This is a genomic window from Methanosphaera sp. BMS, from assembly GCF_003268005.1.
GTDB lineage: Archaea > Methanobacteriota > Methanobacteria > Methanobacteriales > Methanobacteriaceae > Methanosphaera.
In genome coordinates this window covers 422,503-442,715 of sequence record NZ_CP014213.1, presented here as the reverse complement: position 1 = coordinate 442,715, position 20,213 = coordinate 422,503, and the positions used below count along the sequence as shown (strand labels likewise).

The following is a 20,213-nucleotide window of genomic DNA, read 5'->3' as shown; positions in this document are numbered from 1 at the left end:
GTAGGCTTTTGTGATTCTGGAAATATTGCTTTTTAGAAAGCATTCTGAAGTCGTTTTTTCCATCAACGCGGATGAGTGTGATAATGCAGGATAATATTACGGTCAGCATTGTTTTCTTATGCATAGAATCAATGGGATATTTATGTGAATGTTATGTTGATTACATTCCAGTACACATTCTACGTGCAGGCTAATAGTAGAAATGTGATTTGGATTTCATTTTCTATCAGTGAACCTATTCATGATGATCCTCATCATGCTTATTCAAGCATGTCAACAATATAATAACGCTGATATGGGGGAGTTTTTCATATTGACTGTTCAAGACCTGTTTGGATTAAACGGTACCTCCAATACGATTGACAAATGAAATATCCCTTGATTTACCAGATTTAAAGGCTAATCCTGGATGACAAGTATATAAATGAGTAGATATATAAAATTACACATCATAACAGATAACTATTGAGGAATAATTTATGTCAAAAATGTCAAGGATTGTGGAAAAGGTAATGGATAAAAAGCACCGCGAATACGTTGATGATGCCAAAAAGGCCGATGAACATATGCAGCAGCGATCACAAGAGGAGGATGAGACCTACAAATTGCCGAAGATATTATATCAAAGCAAGGTTGAAAGCAAAACGCTTCATGGCTGTCAGATGATAGTCTTTAATGATAACCCGGATAGCGAGCATGTGGTCATATATCTTCATGGTGGAATATATGTAAACGAGATTAGAAAGCCTCACATCATATTCTGTGATAAGCTTGCAAAGGATGTCAATGCAACGGTATTTGCACCAATATATCCACTTGCTCCAAATCATACATATGATGAAACCTATGGAATCATAACAAGACTATACGAATCACTTTTAAAAACGGATAAGCCTATCATAATAATGGGTGATTCAGCTGGTGGAGGCTTATCGGTGGCATTTTGTGAATATCTTGGAGAAAATGACTTGACTCAACCGGTTAACCTGATTGCTATCTCTCCCTGGCTTGACGTGTCAATGTCCGGGGATTATGATGAGGTTGAATTTGATCCCATGCTTGGAGTGGATGGTATTCGTGAAATGGGCAAGACCTGGGCGGGAAAATTGGATGTGAAGGATTACAGGATAAGTCCGTTATATGGTGATGTTTCAAAGCTTCCAAAAACTACCCTATTCGTTGGAACACATGAAGTATTCTACCCTGATGTCGTCAAATTCTATGAGAAACTGAAAGATGCCAGTGTCGATGCCCAATTGAATATCGGTGAGAACATGACTCATGTGTACCCGATTTATCCATTGGTTCCGGAATCAAAGGATGCATACAAACATATTGTTGAGGTAATCTTAGAGAAGTAGTTAAGCTTTAAATGTAAAGAAATCATTAAAATATGATACAGAACACATAATGGAGTATTAAGCTAATTATACTGCCAGAGTGGGAATGAAGTGATAAAAAAGGAAAAGTATGCTTAGATCCATTGACGTTTAGAGCCCGTAAATTATAGGCTATGATATGAAAATTGAATGGATTAAAAATACCTTTTTTCATAACTTTTATATATGAGTTATTATTATAGCAATCTTATAAATAACAAGAATAATTATTAAATGGAGAGGAGAATTTTATGAGAACAGGAAATGCTATAATATTAGTAGCAGCGATGGTATTACTGGTATTCACGGGTATTGTCGTAGCTGAGGATTTTATGATGCTCAAGAGTTAGAAGAGAAGCAAATTGTTTCAAATAATAGTTCCAAAACACCAATCATAGCGTTGATGTAAAAAGGCACGTTCCGCCTAGAGGAGTTATGCAAAAGGTAATATTGGTCGTTTGGGATCCCTTCGGTCATGCACCGATAGAACACGGATTTAAGGTATACAATGGTGCATATAGTATCCGTATCATGACGGTACATGGATTCAGGTAGCATTCATTAACAACAATAAGCAGGTAACCCATATCCAGGTATGGAATGAAAATATAGTTAATGAGATTATAGTAACTTACCAAACTTTTGGTATATATTTTTCATACCAGTTATTAATGACATGATTATCATTGATTATTTCAGCATAGGATTGGATTATTGTATTATTGAGAAATTCTTCTGATTCTAAGTCGTATTGTTTTAGTTTTCTTTTTAATATTATCCATATTTGTTCTATAGGGTTTAAATGCGGAGAATAAGGTCGTAAATAAATTAAAGTAATATTCAATATTTTAGCCACTTCTTGAATATATTTTGATCTGTGAGTGCTGTAATTATCTAAAATTAAACATATTCTGTCTTCTTTATTACATATTTCTCTAACTAGTTCTGTATCAATTGACTCTAGAATAATTTCTCTTTGTTCATTTCTTCTTTTAGAGACATTATCTGTCGAAACGCTTTTACATTTTTTACTTAAAATTCTTGCAATAGTTTCTAAATTTTCTTCACTATATTTATCTAGTGTTTTTCCAATAAGTTCTAAGAATTTATCTTTGGGCATATTTTTAGAGTTTAAACCCTTCGTTACTTCTTCTTCAGAAAGGTCTATATCATTAATTATTGTTGAAAGTATATCTTTGTTATTTAAATTATTCATATTAGATAATCTAAGATTTATTAATGCTAAAGCTACTTCTGGAGCTGTTGAAGAGTGAGTAGTGAGTAAATCACTTTTACCATTAATTGTTAATGAACCTGTTGCATTTACTTTAAATTTATATGGTGAAACAATTGCCATATTCTTTGTTCCTTTTTTATATAGGGTTCTAATTCTATTAGGTTGATTTTGAAATGAGGATTCGTCAAATAAAACTATTATGTCTTTTTGAGTTACATAATGTTCTTTTAAGTTTTTTTTAGTTGTTCTTCGGCATCATCGGGAGTTTTAGAAAATCTAGGATATGCTTTACTATAATTGTATCCTAATTTCTTTACGATAACCCCTATTTGTTTTAAACTATATTCAACCTCGTATTCATTTTTAACATGATTTAATACATCTAATTGGGTCATACCTTTATGATTCATTATATATTGGTCCAATTCAACTAATTGATCAAATGATAAATTAGAGGGTCTTCCACCACCAAAATTAGGTTTTAAACCACTTAATCCACTCTTTTCACAAATTTTAGCCCATCTATGGACTGTATTATATGACACATTAACAAATTCAGACGCTTCTTTGATAGTATGACCTTTTAAAATATATTCCATAGCTATTAGACGTTCATAATACCTTACAGTATCTTTACATCCAGCTAATTCTTTTCTAATCTCTGTAATATTAGTTTTATTATCCACATTAATTTCACTTTTTCTTGACATAATATTATATATATAAAACATATATATTAAAAGTTTGGTAAGTTACTATAAAACCGAAATTTTTCCGTATTCTTGAGAAATAAGTAATATAAAACCTTGAAAATAGGGTGATGATTGTCCACCATTGAAAATGTATTTTTCACTGAGGATGGTTAGGTAATCAATTCCATCGGATTTATTTCTATTCCAATTAGTTCTCTATTTAAATATTTCTCCGATATTTCATATATAATTATTGCATCTTGACTGGAATCCATTATCTTTTGGAGTTCAGTTGTTATTCATTGGAAGATATTAATATTTTCAATATTTATTCAAAAATGATACCTACACATGTACATTGATTATGTGAAAAAATAAAAATTCAATATCGACTTTAAAATAATAAAATACTAGATAAATAATTTCAATATTTAACTTATTAAATATTATAATATAAATCATTATCTTTAAAATTTTAAAAGTAGATTTTAATCGGTACGATGTTAACATTAGATTAATAAAATCAAATTATCAAAAATCGAGTCGATTAAAAATATGAAATTTCAATATATACATACACTTAATTTAAAATTATGTCACGAAAAAATCCATATTTGGTGTTGAAAAAAATGATAAAAAAATTTAAAAAAAGGTAATTTATAAACTTTAGTCCATGTCAATGAAACCAGCTAATTTAGGTAGTACTTGAGCGTTGTTTATAGCATTAGTACATGCATATGTGTCATATAACATGTATAAAAACCATATGAAACCTAAGGGTAAAAACAATATTGACAATACAATAGATATGACTAGAGCAACGAGCCATCTTTTTATAAATCCTAGATATACTAATCCAAATCCTACAAGTATTACTGATAATATCATTGAAATGATCATACTTTTTCTTTTTGCAGGTACTTGCTGCTGATTGTATGTATTCTGCTGTTCAGCACCATATTGTTGTGTTGTGCCATCATATTGTTGAGGTGTTTGATTGTTTGTTGCTTCAACCTCGTCTTGATTCAGGTTTTCATCTGAAAAATTTGTACCACATGCTTGACATAGATATTGGGTTCCTTCTTGAACTATATCAGTGCTTCCACATTCTTTACATTTTAATTCCGTCATCGTTATCACTTTATAATCATTACATTAAGAAAATTATATTATTAATTGTTTGAAAATAAATTGAATATACTCTTTTTTAGAGATTCATCCCCATTAAATTACATATAAACAATATTCTCGAACATAAAGTAATACAAATATCTTTATGAACAATGAGTTTATTACTTTCAATTAGAATAAATTCATGTTTTTCAAAAGCCATAGAAATATGGACTTTTACTAATTATATGTTATCTATGTTGAAGTTTATATACTTATTCTCCAGATTAAAAAGATACGTTTTCTTGAAAATTAATTTCCAAACTTGTTATGACTTAATAACCAATATATAGAAAAAAAGAAGATTAAATTACATTAGAAGAGAAGTGAAATCATATTTAGAAGATATTGCAATTGTTATTTGGTCAGAGTTAACATTGTATATTCATTTTTTTATCTATTTATTGTATTTATTATTATTTTTTTCTTGTGCTACTTTAATGTGGATGCGATATTTAGTTTCATGGTTGAATCAATATGTAACCTGTTATTACGTTGGTTAATTTTTTTGATAGACATTCTGTCTTTTGAGGGACAATCGAAGAGTTAGATTCCTAGCATATTTTTTATATTGCTCTTCCATGTGGCATGTCTTTCTTTGTTAGAGTTTTTGTCTTTCAGCATATATTTCAATGATTTTTTTCTCATTCCAAGCCATGTCCTCTTTTTCATATCTTTTTTTGTTATGGAATCTATTGTGACTTTGATTATTGAGAATGATGTTTGTTTTTTTTATTCAGAAACTTGTGAATTGTGTGATTTTTAGTGGAGTAGTCATAAGTGTATTGTTCATGAAAAACACAAACATTAAAGAAATATGAGAGTGTATTATCATAGTAATAATTAATATACGATAAAAATATATATTTACACATATTACATTTAATCTTAGGAGGTAATCATTTGAGAGAAAGAAGTTTGCTAATCTTAGCAGTAGGGATAATAATATGTGTATCTGTTATATCAGCTACCATTTTGCTTGGTAACAATGGTAACTCTACGGATTCAAATAATACCACTGTTGTGAACAATTCATCCAATATTTCATTAAATGAAAGTAACAATACTACCAATAATACATCCACACAAACAACTACTAAAAAAACAACCAGTAGCTCATCTAAGAAAAGCAATTCAGATAGTGGATATCATTATTCGGCACAATATGGTGATTATGTGAAAGAATACACTGATAGTAATGGTGTTCAACATATAGATACAAAAGGTGGGATAAAAGAATCATATAATCCTAAAACTAATGTATTAACCACCAGAGATAGTAAAGGAAATACATATCAGGATTATATGAGTTAAATGATTGGATTTTTTGATAAAATATCCACTTCATCACTTTATTTTATAAGGAGTTATTTTATTTTTAAAATATATTTCCAGTATTTTATTGATGTTTTGAGAGGATATACCCTAGATTGAAAAATGAAGAGTTTGGTAAGAATATGTTAAAACTTTTCATGGAAAGTATAAATGGGAGAATAGAACATTTACGTTTGGATCAATTATTTACCAAACATGAATCTGTAACTTCATTTGAATTGGGAAGTAAAAATAAATTGTTGGTACATGTCAAAGTGTAAAAAGTAATCTTGTACCTTTAATATTTGAAAGGTACATATATATTACACATAAATATACATGGTGATATTGTATGGAAAAAAGAAACAAGTTGATAATTATAGTTTTATTAATTATTATCATAGCTCCCCTAGCTTATATTGGCATTTCGGGATATTTGCATGATCTGGAAGTACAGGCATTCTATAATGGTATTAAGAATATCAGTGACATTGAAAATAAAAGTGATGCTAAGGGTGATATAATACGAAATCAAACCGCACCGTCAAATAAGGACATTAAAGAGTATACCCTGGAATCAATTAACACTACTTCCAAAGAAGTTTTAATGTTGCAGGATTTGAAGTCTAAGCTTTCTAATGAATCTTACATTGAATTTATTGATATTCAGATTAATCGCTTGAATAGTGAAAATAGGACTTATACTACTATGTTGGAGGGTTCTGATATTTATGAACAATATCAGAATGGTCAGATTGGAGCATCAAGAACTTTATCTTTGATTGAAGATAAAAATAAGGAGATTAGTGATTATAGTAATAAGACCAGTGAATATAAGTTGGAGGCCGATTCATTTTTAAGTGTCCACACGGATATGAAGGATAAGTTTAATGAGTTGGGTATTGATGAGGATTTCCTTTATGATCAGATTGAAGAGGTTAAAGGTGAAACAATCACTTAAATAGCGATTATGATTTGTTGACTTATATTATTGCATATTTTATATGCATCACATTATCTTTTTTTTAATCGAATTATTATACATATTCACAGGTTACCCATTTTATTAAAAGAGTTATGTGGGGGTTAGGGGTTTTTTATTTGATTATTTTTAAAACATCCTTGTAAACTAGTTATAATCTAATTTAATCTTCAGATAACCTTTTTATTTTATTAATCTCTGTTACTGTATTCAAGTAGTCTTCCGACATGATTAGTTTCGAAGAACATGTCTTTTTTAGCCATGATTATAATAACTGTAAGCACAGTTATCACAATTGTCTCCAGGCACTTTGTCTCTGGAGTTAACGCTATTTTCTCCTGCATGAAATTAACGAAGAAATGGAATATCATGCAAGCCAATATCGAACGGTCACTTTCAAGATAGACCCATGTAATAACAAATCCCATTGGGATTCCACTTACGAAAAAGTTAATCACATAAAGAGGATTCACCATAAGTCCTGCCTGATACGTTCCCGAAATAAAGATTAAGGGAAGATGCCATAAAGACCATAGCACTCCAAAAATCATGGATTCCCAAAACCAGTTCATATAGTTACCGATTGAATCCTCACAGTATCCTTTCCATCCCACTTCCTCAATTATCGAAGCAATCGTAATGGTAATGAATGCTCCGGCTATTCCAACTCCAGTGAAAGAAAAGCCTTCAGTGAAGGAAAACTGGCCAAGCGACTGTCCAAAAGGTAGTGACAACATGATAGAACAGACTATAACAATAGCAAATACAATTACGGCCCAAAGTACGTTCAGCCATTTTACTTTGTAAAAGCCTAATATCTTATTCTTAAAGTCCTGCTTAAGTGCATCTGATTTTGACATCATAATGAAAACTGTAGATACAATAGCTGGAGCCATAAGGCCTACCAGCATGAGTAATGGACTGATGCTTTCTGGCAAATAGATTGCCGGAATCCAAAATATCCATGTAAAAACATATGCCATCACAAAAAAGAGTACTGGCTTATATTTGTAGTTTCCTGTATTGTTCATTCGACCGCCTCCATATCGGTTTTATCAATCAGATTGTATATGAAATTCATCGTTCCGTTTTCCGCTCCGAGAAGTTTTTCAGTCATGTCTATGAAGACTGCAATGTCCCGTTGACTGAATGTAGCTTCATTAAATGTACCATCACTTATGATAAGGAGCATCTTAACACGTTCAGGTATATTGTCGCATTTAAAGATGCCTTCATTTACTCCTTCTTCTATAACTTCGGATAAAAGTGGAGTAAGTGTATCAATCAGTTTTTTTCTAACCTTATGGTGCATTAACACATTTTCCTCTTGGAAAAGTGTGTTTTTTATGGGTTGTTCTGCTTCGGTAGGTTTCATTGATGTAAGTATTCCGACTATTTTTTGCGGTACTGAAATATCCGTTCTGATAATCTGTTCTGCCATTTCGGCCTCATGTTCAATCATCATGTCTATGACTTCTTCGAGCATCTGTTCTTTGCTTTGGAAATAGTAGTAGTATGTGCCTTTAGCTATTTGTGCTTTTTCTATGATTTCGTCGACGGGGGTATTTTCATATCCCTTTGTGAGAAACATATCATAGGCAATCTTTAATAACATCTGTTTCCTTTTTTCACCTTTTTTCATGGTTGCCTCCATTAATTAAAGATTTAGGGGTTTTCATATCATAATTAACCTCATATTTTCATCAATCTTTTTTCGACTTTCAGTCGGTTTTTATTGTTTTTAATAATACTCTTAACATCATACTATATAAAGATATCGTATACTTTAAGTCTTTCTTATAGTTATAACTATATTTAACAACCCCTTTACCCCCCAACTTTTTTAATAAGAAACCCTTATGATTCCTACTTCAACTTGACAGGATATAACGCATTAATAAAAAGCATATGAAAACATTATTAGCGATAAAAAATATAATGGGACGAAAATAGTTCATGAATAAACAAATAAGGAAAATAACATCGTATCCATTAAGAACTAATCCCTCCAGAGGTTTACATTCAAAACCCATATAAACTATAATATAAATAAAAACAATATCTAATATCATCATATAAAAAAAAATTATGTTCAGTATTCATGCAAAGATAATACAAAATATCAAAATAGCAATACATGAAAACTAAAAAAAATACATGGAATGAATTAACATGAAAGGAAAATTAATAATCCTGCTACTGGTAACATTACTACTACTGGTGGGAGTAGCAAATGCAGCAGACACAAATACTGATGGCATCAACTCTGATATATCTGACAGTATAAGTACAGATGCACAGGTAGTTAATGAAGTAGCAGTACAAGAAAGACAAAGTGTATCCATAGAAGATACCAATAGAGTAGAAAAAATAAACAAAAAAGAAGAAAACTTAAAAACCGCAAGCCAAACCCACAACGTAAGCAATTATGCTAATCTAAGCTATGCAATGGGTAGTGACGATGAAGAGGTAACTATAAACATTAACTCCAACATAACACTCACAGCCAGTCCAACACTAAATCCTAATATAAAGACTCTTACAATAAACGGAAACAGTTACACAATAAACGGAGATAACAAATACCGATTTTTAAATATACAGAGTAATCAAATGGTAAACCTTAACAACATCACAATCACCAACTGTCATGCACAAAATGGACAAGGAGGTGCAATATACAACAATGGTGGTACTCTTAACATAACACAATCCAACCTCAACAACAACACAGCAACAGGACAAGGTGTTGGATGTGGAGGTGCAATATACAACAACGGTGGTACTATTAACATAACAGACTCCAACCTCAACAACAACACAGCAACAGGACAACAAGATGGATATGGAGGTGCAATATACAACAGCAATAGTGGTACTCTTACCATAACAGACTCCAACCTCAACAACAACACAGCAACAGGACAAACATATACTGGATATGGAGGTGCAATATACAACAGCAATAGTGGTACTCTTACCATAACAGACTCCAACCTCACACAAAATACGGCAACAGGACAAGGACAAGATGGATGGGGATGGGGAGGTGCAATATACAACCATGGTACTCTTAACATAACACAATCCAACCTCACACAAAACACAGCAACAGGACAAGGACAAAATGGAGTGGGACGTGGAGGTGCAATATACAACAGCAATAGGGGTAATCTTACCATAACAGACTCCAACCTCACACAAAACACAGCAACAGGACAAGGACAAAATGGATATGGAGTTGGAGGTGCAATATACAACAACGGTACTAACAGTAACTTAACAATATTAAATTCCAACCTCACACAAAACACCGCAACAGGACAAACAAATGGATATGGATATGGAGGTGCAATATACAACGCATATGGTGCTAATCTTAACATAACACAATCCAACCTCACACAAAACAAGGCAACAGGACAAGGACAAAATGGAGTGGGACGTGGAGGTGCAATATACAACTGGGATGGTACTCTTAACATAACAGACTCCAACCTCACACAAAACACTGCAACAGGACAACAAGATGGATGGGGAGGTGCAATATACAACGTATATGGTACTCTTAACATAACACAATCCAACCTCACACAAAACAAGGCAACAGGACAACAATATGATGGATATGGAGGTGCAATATACAACACCTTTGGTACTCTTAACATAACACAATCCAACCTCACACAAAACAACGCAACAGGACAAACAAATGGAGTTGGAGGTGCAATACACAACTCAGGTAATCTTACCATAACAAACTCCAACCTCACACAAAACACCGCAACAGGACAAGGACAAGATGGATATGGAGTTGGAGGTGCAATATACAACAATGCAGGTGGTGCAGTTATAGAATTTAATTATTTCATAGCCAATATTGCAAAAATGACTGGAAATGCCATAATAAATGATGGAACAGCAGTAATAGAAGACAATGAAGGAGATACAACTACTCAATATCATGGAACAATATACACAAACTCAGATAAAACAGTTATAATAGAACATAACAAGTTCCATGACAAACTCAATACAAACATCACAATAACCACAAATAACACCAAACCTGTTGTAAATGATAAGATTAATATAAACGTCATATTAAAAGATCAATACGGACTCAGATTATCCAATCAACCATTAAACATCACCATAGATGGGGATAAACAAAATATGATGACAAACGAAGATGGAGAGCTAAACATTGAATACATACCAAATCATGGAGGAACACATACTGTTACAGTTACATATGATGGAGATGAAACATACTACAACTGCAGCACATCAACAGATATCACTGTTCAGTATATTACAAAAATAAATTTAACACTAACAAATACAACACCATTAAACAATACAATGGTACTAATTACCATACAACTGACCGACGACAAGGACAATAAACTCGACAATAAGAATTTAACCTTAAACATCAATGGAATCATTGAAAATCTACGCACAGACAATGAAGGTAGAATAATTAAAGACTACACGCCAAGATGGACAGGAACACATACAATCACAGCCACATACGATGGAAACAGCCAATACAATCAAAGTACAAACTCAACCACCATAAACGTCAAAACGCTTAATACCCAACTTGACATAACACTAAATGATACTACACCAAAAATAAACACACCAATAACCATAAATGCAGTATTAACTGATGAAAATGATAATAAACTATCAAACAGGGATGTGACAGTAAACATTAATGGAAAAACAGAAACTCTACGAACAGACAATAACGGATTAATAACAACAGAATATACGCCAAACAGGATGGGAACACATACAATAACAGTAACCTATGAAGGAAACGGTCAATACACTCAAAGTACAAACTCAACCACTATTGTCATCTCTAAACAAGAGACAATTATAACCATTAAAAATACTCCAAATGCAATGGTAAACAAAACAGTTACAATATACGGACAACTACTTGATAAAACCGGTAAACTCCTGGCAAACCAGGAAGTCATAATAGATATGGTCGAGGAAAGTATTGCCACGACAACAGATGAATACGGAAACTACCATGTAAATATAACCCCGAAAAACAACAACACAGTACAAGTCACCGCAACATACAATGACAACGACAACTACACCGGAAGCACAGCTTCAAAATCAATAACAGTAAACAAGAAGGATACAAAAATAACATACAACATCATAAACAACACACAATCAAACACACAATTAAACATAACAGTAACCAACACAATTGACAACACCCCAATAACAGATGCCAATATAATCATAACCGGCGACATAACAAAAACCACGACAAGTGGAATAATCACCGAAACCACACTAACACCAGGAGACTACACCATCCAAGTAGAATTTACAGAAACAAACGAGTACAAATCATCCACCACAATAATAAACTTCAAAGTAGAAATAGATAAGGACGCCAAAATAAGAGAACTTGAAGAGAAAATAACCCAACTTAACAATACTGTAAATGAACAGAACAACACCATAAATGAACAAAACAACACCATAAATGAACAAAACAACACCATAAATGAACAAAACAACACCATAAATGAACAAAACAACACCATACAAACATTAACGACACAAAACCAAAACCTAAGCAACCAAAACACACAACTACAAGCAAACATCACACAACTAAACAATACAATAAAAACACTAAACGATACCATAAAACAACAAAATAACACGATACAAACACTAAACAATATAAACAAACAACTACAGGCAAACATCACACAACTAAACAATACAATAAAAACACTAAATAATACCATAAAACAACAAAATAACACCATACAAACACTCACAAAAGAAAATCAAAACCAAAACAAAACAATACAAAACCTAAACAACACCAACAAACAACTACAAGACACCATAAAAACACTAAACAACACAATAAAACAACAGAACAACACCATACAAACACTCACAAAAGAAAACCAGAACCAAAACAAAACTATACAAAACCTAAACAACACCAACAAACAACTACAAGACACCATAAAAACACTAAACAACACAATAAAACAACAAAACAACACCATACAAACACTCACAAAAGAAAACCAGAACCAAAACAAAACAATACAAAACCTAAACAACACCAACAAACAACTACAAGACACAATAAAAACACAAAACAACACAATAAAAGAATTACAGGAAATCATCAAAGAACTAAACAAAACAACCACCCCAACACCAACCACAACAACAGTATCCCAAATAAACGGAAAAGTAGGATCAACCACACAACTAAAAGCAACAATCAAAGACAACAACAAAAAAGCAGTAACCACAGGAAGAGTAACCTTCAAAGTAAACGGAATTACCCTAAAGGATGAACCCGGAAACACGCTATATGCACTCGTAAACAACGGAACTGCAACACTAAACTATACAATACCAAGAAGCTGGTACAAGGACAACACCACTGTAGAGGCAACATACGCAGGAAATGACAAATACGCCTCAAGCCGGGCAAACAATACCAAAAATAACATTACACCAGGAAATGTGAAAATCCAAATAGCAAAACTGCCAACACATGAAAACGGTGACAAAATACAATTTGTCATAACAGCAACAGATGAAAAAGGACAAAGCATAACCGGTGGAACAGTCATAATAAAAGCAAACGGCGTAACACTCAAAGACTCCAACGGTAAAGCCCTACAGGCAAACGTAGTAAACGGAGTAGCAGTACTTGACTACAATATCACCTTAAGTGCAAGAGAATACAACCTCACCGCTGTATACGCATACACCGGATACAACCGTATCGAGGCAACAGGAAAACTTAACGTGACAAAAGGAGAAGCATTCATAAGATACACCCCAATAACAACAAAGACAACAACCACAAGAATAACCGCCAATATCGTAGATAAAAACAAAAACAACGTATCAGGAAAGGTAACTGTTGGTATAAAACTAGACGGCAAGATGATAAACACTACAACGGCAACCAATGGTATAATCAATGTTACAATTCCAACAAACATCACAACAGGAGCACATACAATAGAACTCATAGCCGGTGAAACCGGAGCATACAAATCAGATAGAATAACAAGCGTACTTGTAAAAAAATAGATTATTACTCCCTTTGGAATAATAATTGATAAACTCCCTTTAACCTCCCCACCTTTTTTCTATTGCCAGATAGCTTGTACGACAACTATTGCCAAGCCAATGGTACTGTTATTTCTAAATTTATTAAGATAAATATCAAAAAGAGATATTATAAAATGTACCGATAAATTCTTGTTGAATTTATCCTAAAGCTGAATTTTTTAAAGGAGATTTATTGCATTTTCTATTTTTTCATTGTTTGTGTATATGCTGTTTTCTAGTTTTTCTAGTAATTTATAAAAAAAGGGTAATTGAATTGTTATAATAAGGGCTGTGAATTTTCTTAAAATTAGTGATTTTCGTCTCTTTTTTTAAGAGGAATTACGCAGAGGTAATTCCTCTTGATAATAAAACCATTATTGAGATTATATACTTAAAAATTAGTATACAAAATAATAACTTTTGTATTTTAGTATTACCCATGAGTGTTGGTAATACTATTATTATTTATTGTTTTTGTTTCTTTTATAGTTTCATGTTGATTGTGGTAATTCTGCAGTTGACTAATGGGGCATCTTAGTTATTGTTTGACTGTTATCTTATCTGTAGTTATTTAATGATTTTCTAAATTATCATTAAAGTTTAATAGGAGAAATCCTTTTTTGGTAACTTTGTAGTTTTTTATTTTTTTTTCTTCGCAATACGTAGATATAACGAAGAGAAAACTGAAAAATCATGGGGATAATACTTGCCACAAAAATTTTAACAATATCTCTTGTCAAATTTTGCAAAAAGAATTAAATCAGGAGTGTCTGAAATTCAATCCAACAAAAAAACTTTTTTTTTTCAAATATTGGATAGCTGTTTTTAGTTTAATTATAATTATGTTGTTATTTTCTATAGAATAGGTAGTTAAAAGATATTATTAATAGCAAATAATTGTCTACACCTTCTTTAATAATAGTTTTGGTCAAGTCTCTATTTATCAATAATTTTTTATAATTCATACTTAAACATTATGGAGATCTAATATGAATAAAAGTAGAATAATCTTTTTCATCTCATTGATAGTTTTCATAATTTTCTACTTTAGGGATATATTAAATCCGATAATTTAATAATACTATTTTTCATATATTTAACCTATATTCCTTTAAAACAACAATATTTCCTGATTTTATAAATATTTTATATGTCATAGATTATATGGATATCATCCAATTATTATTCAGTTTTTTAAAAAGATATAAACCCCTTTAAACATATTATTATATATAACTATTCGGAGGTGAAAAAGTGAATCGAAAGACAGTTCTTGTATTTATAAGTCTTATATTCGTATGTTTACTGTCAACATCAATGGTTTTTGCTGCAGATAATACAACAGAATCCGTTGATAATGGTGCGGATGATTCAAGTGCTAGTGATATTGATGATTCAACTACTAGTGATATTGATGATTCAACAACTGTTGATAAAAACACCCAAACTGGTACTATAGATGATTTTAAAAATGATCTGTTAGAAAGTGATTGTAATTTAAGCCTAAAACGTAATTATGAATTTACAGTGGGACCTGATTCAAAGTATTTTGAAACTGGTATTGTTATTAATAATTCTGATGTATTCATTGAAGGAAACAACTATACCATTAACATGAATAGTTTAGGATCTTTTTTCACTGCATATAACTCTAATATCACAATTAATAATTTAAATATTAGAAATACAAATGTTAATGCAATTAGGATTACGGATTCAAATTTAACAACAACTCATGTAAATTTCGAAAACAATGATATATCTGATTCCAGAGCTGTTTTGGTAATTGAAAGTTCATATAACAGTAGTGGTGATACTTTCACAAACCTTAATAATGAGTTTGGTTCTGCAATATTTGTAACCTATGAAAGTGGACTAATACTTACAAATGCAACCTTTAATATGAATAAAAACATAAACTGGGCTTGCATATATATTTCAAATTCTGAAGCCATCATTGCAAATACAACATTTGCCAATATGAAATCCAAATATGCAACTGCTATTTATAACACCAACGGTACGATTGTTGTTTATAATTGTACATTTATGAACTTGAATGCTAATGAAACTGCTGGTGCTATAGGTGTTAAGGATATTGATAGTTCTATAGTACTGATTGATAATTGTACTTTCATTAATGTAACTTCAGTTAAGAATGGTGGTGCATTATTTGCCGATATAAACGGAATGCTTGGCATTAAAGGAGGAGGAGTATTAGTAAAAAATTCATTATTTGAGGATTGTGGATCTAACTTTGGTGGAGCAATCCTGCAGTTAGGTGGAACCTTAACTATAATTAACTCTACATTAACTAAAAACTATGCTGTCATAAATGGTGGAGGAGTTTATACATCAAATGCTGATTTGTCTGTGGTAAATTCCAGCCTTACTGACAATAGTGCAAATGAGGAAATTGAAGATTACAATCAAGGTGGTGCAATCTACTTTGACTTGGGAGATTTAATTATTTTAAATTCACGATTTGAGGATAATGATGCATTAGAAGGTAGTGATATTTATCTTTATGATGCAGATTATAATATTTCAAATTCATACTTTGCAGGTAACATATCTTCAATGTTTGATCAAAACTCTACAGAACTTAAAAATAATACATTCCTTAAAGAGAACAATTTCAATGATACTGACTACATTTATGTATATGACTCAATTGGAAGTTCAATTGATTACAGTCCAATAATTTTAGATGAATCATTAGTTAATGCAACATCATTTGACCTGAGAGATTATGGCCTTGTAACTCCAGTAAAAAATCAGGGAGATATGGGTTCCTGTTGGGCATTTGGTGTAACTGGTTCACTAGAATCAGCATATCTTAAAGCATCAAATAAGACGGCTTTACTTGATATTTCTGAATCAAACATTCAGGATTCAGGATTGATGTATTCCATATATGGTATGGCAGATTCTACTGAAGGAGCTCTAAGAACCGTTGGTTCAGCATATATGTTAAGTTGGCTTGGTGTTACAACATCAGAGGATAATACATATGATGAACTTGGAAAGATAAGTCCAATATATGATAATGGAACAAAATATCATATTCATAATGTTGTACTTATGATGCCACGAGAAAACGTTACCGATAACCAGAAATTCAAGGAAGCACTAGTCAAATATGGTGCTGTGGGTGTAAGTGTACATGGAGCTTCAAAAGATGATTCAAGTTTCAATGAAAAGACAAATGCTGCATACTTCTATAATGAAACATTTGGTCTTGGAACTGATCATTCAGTAACTCTAGTCGGATGGGATGACTCCTACTCAAAAGATAACTTTAGAATTACACCACCAGGTGATGGTGCATGGATTATCAAGAACAGTTGGGGAACTGACTGGGCAGATGAAGGTTATTATTATGTATCATATTATGATACTGCCTTTGGAACAAGAAGACTTCCTGTAGCATTCATAATTGAGGATTATCCTAACTATGAGAAAAACTATCAGTATGATATTATATCAGATATAGATTATGATCTTTATAAAGTAAATGTAACCTATGCTAATCAGTATACAAGTGTAGGAAAAGACTTAATAACTGCTGTAGGAACCTACTTTAATCAAAGTGGAGTAAACTACAATATTGAAGTCTTAGTAAATGATATATCCATATATAATCAAAGTGGTGTATCAACTTATATGGGATTTGAAACAATACCATTAGAAAAATACATAGGAGTAGATGAAAACGATACATTCATAGTTGAAATTGGTGCCGGTGCAGCTGTACCCGTATCAAAAGGTACAAGACAACATTATACCAATAACTCATCATTTGTTGGAATAAATGGTAAATATAGTGATCTTTATTATGATGATGAAATTGCATGTATAAAAGTTTACACAATACCTGATAAGTCACATATGGAAATAGAGTCCCAACAGAATCTCATACAGGTAAAATACTATGATGAAAATGGAAAACCATTAACAAATGCAGAGGTATCTGTTTTATCAAATGGACTTGAATATACTGCAACTACTGATGAAAATGGAGTGGCATTATTCGAATTATACCTGCCTGGAGGACGTCACACCGCATTTGTGTTAAATCCAATAAGCGGTAAAGTAGAGAATATTACACTATTCATACCATCAGAGTATAAAAAACCTATCAATACATATAATAATGTCCAAAAGGTTAAAAGTATAAAAGCTCCAAATACTATACAAAAAACATATAAGGTATCTGTTAAGGATAAATTAGTCTTTGAAGGAAAATACTTTACAATTCAAAGATTAAATGAAATCTTTGGCCAAAACTTTATAAATGGACATTTGGTTGTATACATTGATGGAAAAGTAGTCTTTAATGGTACTGTTGGTGATGACATATCAACCATAATCTTTGAAATCATTGATAGTCTACTTGGAAATCATGAATTAAAAGTAGAGTTTACCGTTGGTAATGATACACAAACTTATACTGAAAACATTACAATATCATAAAAACTCACCTTTTTCTTCTTTTTTTTATAAAAAAATTTAATTTCAGCACATTTCAACAATAACTTGCTGTTAGTGTTTATAATGCCCATTTTATATAGAATATTTAGTTTATATCTAGAAATAACACATATAATTCATAGTGAAAAAATAATTGTCACATACTTTCACAATAATTAACAATATTCTTTAATACTATTAACAATAAACATAATGTTTATGCTAGAAAAGGATAGATTTAAATTTGAAGATAAAGAACGTGATTTTCCATTCTATAAAGAAAATCCACTCTTATCCAAAAAAGCATGGATAGTGCTGCTGATTTTATTAATATTCGGATCACTTTTTGGTGGAGGAAGCACAATACATGGGTCAATAATAATACTCATAATAATGATTCTGCCATTATTATACTATCTTAACTGGGATTATCAGGCATTATTCCAAAAACCAAAAGCCAAAGATATTCTATTGGCAATAGGACTATTTGTAGGATACCTTGTATATGCAGTGGCAATGTCAGTCTTATTAGAGCAATTCGGACTCACAGGTGGACAACTTATTGAACAAAGCACAGTAACATTCATATCAATTATACCACTCATATTTTCACTAATGACTGAGGAAATAATCAAATTAATACCATTCCTGTTATTGCTTAGAATATTCTATAAATACACCGATAACAGAAAAGCATCAATAATCATATCCATGATAATTGTAATGCTCATGTTTGCATCATTACATGCATATGATTTGAAAATGTTCCTATTTGCAATATTCATACAGGGATTTGGATCAATATTTGAATTCATAGGATACATCAAGACAAAAAATTTACTAGTATCATACATCACACACCTATGTACCGATGCATTTATTTTTATGATTGCAGCATTAAGTCTTTAATGTAAAAATAACCTTATTTCTTATTTTTTTTTCATATATCGAGTACTTGACATAATTATCCTTTTTTGTTGTTTAGTAATACTTTTTTTATTTATTTTGCTGTGAGTTCTGTTTCGAATTGTATGGCTATTTTTTCTAGGAAATTGTCTAATTATGTTATTTCATCGAGTATATTGTATTTGATAGTGTATACTCTTTTTATGTTGTGTGTTAATGCACATAAGTTCATTATATTTTCTGTCCGGATTACTCCGTGGGTTCTTATGTTGTTGTAATTTTTAGCAGGTTTTCGTAGATTATTTAATTTATCAGCTGATATAAACTCCCATTCATAATAATCAAGTAATATTTCAATATTTTCCTTATGAATAACATTAAATCTATTATTATTTGCTTTTTTAATACTACCATCAACTGCTACCTGATTAAAACTAGTTAAATTAACTTCATGACTAAAAATTAAAGTATATCTAAGTAATATTTTAAAATAACCTTCATATTTAGTGATAAATCGTCTTATAATTCTTGCTGAAGGTTTAATATCTCCTGAAACATAACGGTAATTTGATGGAAGTGTGCGATTTCAGCTAACATTTCAGTCCACTCCTATTTTTTGTTTAAATCATGAAATATTTTTTTAAACTTCACTATACTATGATAAACGAAATAAACACATATAAATCCCCAAAAACACGAAATACATAGCAAATAAAAGATTTTAAGAGTTTTTTCAAATCATAGGCAACATGATGCAAATTAAATGATTGTCTAAGAATAATATTCCGATAAATCTATTAATCACAAAAAACAAACAGGTAATTATAAAGAAGATGTTAACATTATGACAACATGCAAGAATTAGATTATTAAAACGCTTCGATAGCCACTTTTACATTCCAGACTAAATGCAATAG

At 31.3% G+C, this 20,213-nt stretch carries 12 protein-coding genes; 7 read left to right on the top strand and 5 right to left on the bottom strand.

The window, feature by feature from the left end:
* The first annotated feature begins 241 nt into the window (after positions 1-241).
* Positions 242-370, top strand: coding sequence for a hypothetical protein (locus AW729_RS11610; RefSeq protein WP_257791404.1), 129 nt, complete (start codon positions 242-244; stop codon positions 368-370).
* Between the two features lie 109 nt (positions 371-479).
* Positions 480-1,361: an alpha/beta hydrolase gene (locus AW729_RS01420; RefSeq protein ID WP_112123403.1), complete on the top strand. Its 882-nt coding sequence runs from the start codon at positions 480-482 to the stop codon at positions 1,359-1,361.
* 649 nt (positions 1,362-2,010) lie between these two features.
* Here AW729_RS01420 and AW729_RS01415 read toward each other — a convergent pair.
* The 3 genes from AW729_RS01415 to AW729_RS01405 form a co-directional block, all read right to left on the bottom strand.
* Entirely contained in the window at positions 2,011-2,736 is a 726-nt protein-coding gene (locus tag AW729_RS01415) for a transposase (protein WP_112123402.1), read from the bottom strand.
* A 107-nt stretch (positions 2,737-2,843) separates the two neighbouring features.
* Positions 2,844-3,302, bottom strand: coding sequence for a helix-turn-helix domain-containing protein (locus AW729_RS01410; RefSeq protein ID WP_236951244.1), 459 nt, complete (start codon positions 3,300-3,302; stop codon positions 2,844-2,846).
* A 672-nt stretch (positions 3,303-3,974) separates the two neighbouring features.
* Positions 3,975-4,439, bottom strand: coding sequence for a DUF2798 domain-containing protein (locus AW729_RS01405; RefSeq protein ID WP_112123401.1), 465 nt, complete (start codon positions 4,437-4,439; stop codon positions 3,975-3,977).
* Between the two features lie 942 nt (positions 4,440-5,381).
* Here AW729_RS01405 and AW729_RS01400 point away from each other — a divergent pair.
* Together AW729_RS01400 and AW729_RS01395 are read left to right on the top strand one after the other, a co-directional pair.
* On the top strand, positions 5,382-5,792 hold the full coding sequence (locus AW729_RS01400) for a hypothetical protein (RefSeq protein WP_112123400.1): 411 nt from the start codon (positions 5,382-5,384) through the stop codon (positions 5,790-5,792).
* Between the two features lie 352 nt (positions 5,793-6,144).
* Positions 6,145-6,753 (top strand): hypothetical protein, encoded by a 609-nt coding sequence (locus AW729_RS01395; RefSeq protein ID WP_112123399.1) that lies wholly within the window; start codon positions 6,145-6,147, stop codon positions 6,751-6,753.
* A 212-nt stretch (positions 6,754-6,965) separates the two neighbouring features.
* On the opposite strand, the gene AW729_RS01390 is transcribed toward AW729_RS01395, so the two are convergent.
* Together AW729_RS01390 and AW729_RS01385 are read right to left on the bottom strand one after the other, a co-directional pair.
* On the bottom strand, positions 6,966-7,805 hold the full coding sequence (locus tag AW729_RS01390; RefSeq protein ID WP_112123398.1) for a CPBP family intramembrane glutamic endopeptidase: 840 nt from the start codon (positions 7,803-7,805) through the stop codon (positions 6,966-6,968).
* A complete protein-coding gene (locus tag AW729_RS01385) occupies positions 7,802-8,416 on the bottom strand; it encodes a TetR/AcrR family transcriptional regulator (protein WP_112123397.1) in 615 nt (204 codons plus the stop codon). Before AW729_RS01385 ends, AW729_RS01390 begins: the two co-directional genes overlap by 4 nt.
* A 530-nt stretch (positions 8,417-8,946) precedes the next feature.
* Here AW729_RS01385 and AW729_RS01380 point away from each other — a divergent pair.
* The 3 genes from AW729_RS01380 to AW729_RS01370 all read left to right on the top strand — a co-directional run bounded on the left by AW729_RS01380 (position 8,947) and on the right by AW729_RS01370 (position 19,299).
* Complete coding sequence (locus AW729_RS01380; RefSeq protein WP_112123396.1) at positions 8,947-13,896, top strand: Ig-like domain repeat protein; 4,950 nt, start codon at positions 8,947-8,949, stop codon at positions 13,894-13,896.
* 1,275 nt (positions 13,897-15,171) lie between these two features.
* Entirely contained in the window at positions 15,172-18,393 is a 3,222-nt protein-coding gene (locus AW729_RS01375) for a C1 family peptidase (protein WP_112123395.1), read from the top strand.
* 216 nt (positions 18,394-18,609) lie between these two features.
* Positions 18,610-19,299, top strand: coding sequence for a hypothetical protein (locus AW729_RS01370; protein ID WP_112123394.1), 690 nt, complete (start codon positions 18,610-18,612; stop codon positions 19,297-19,299).
* Positions 19,300-20,213: the final 914 nt, after the last annotated feature.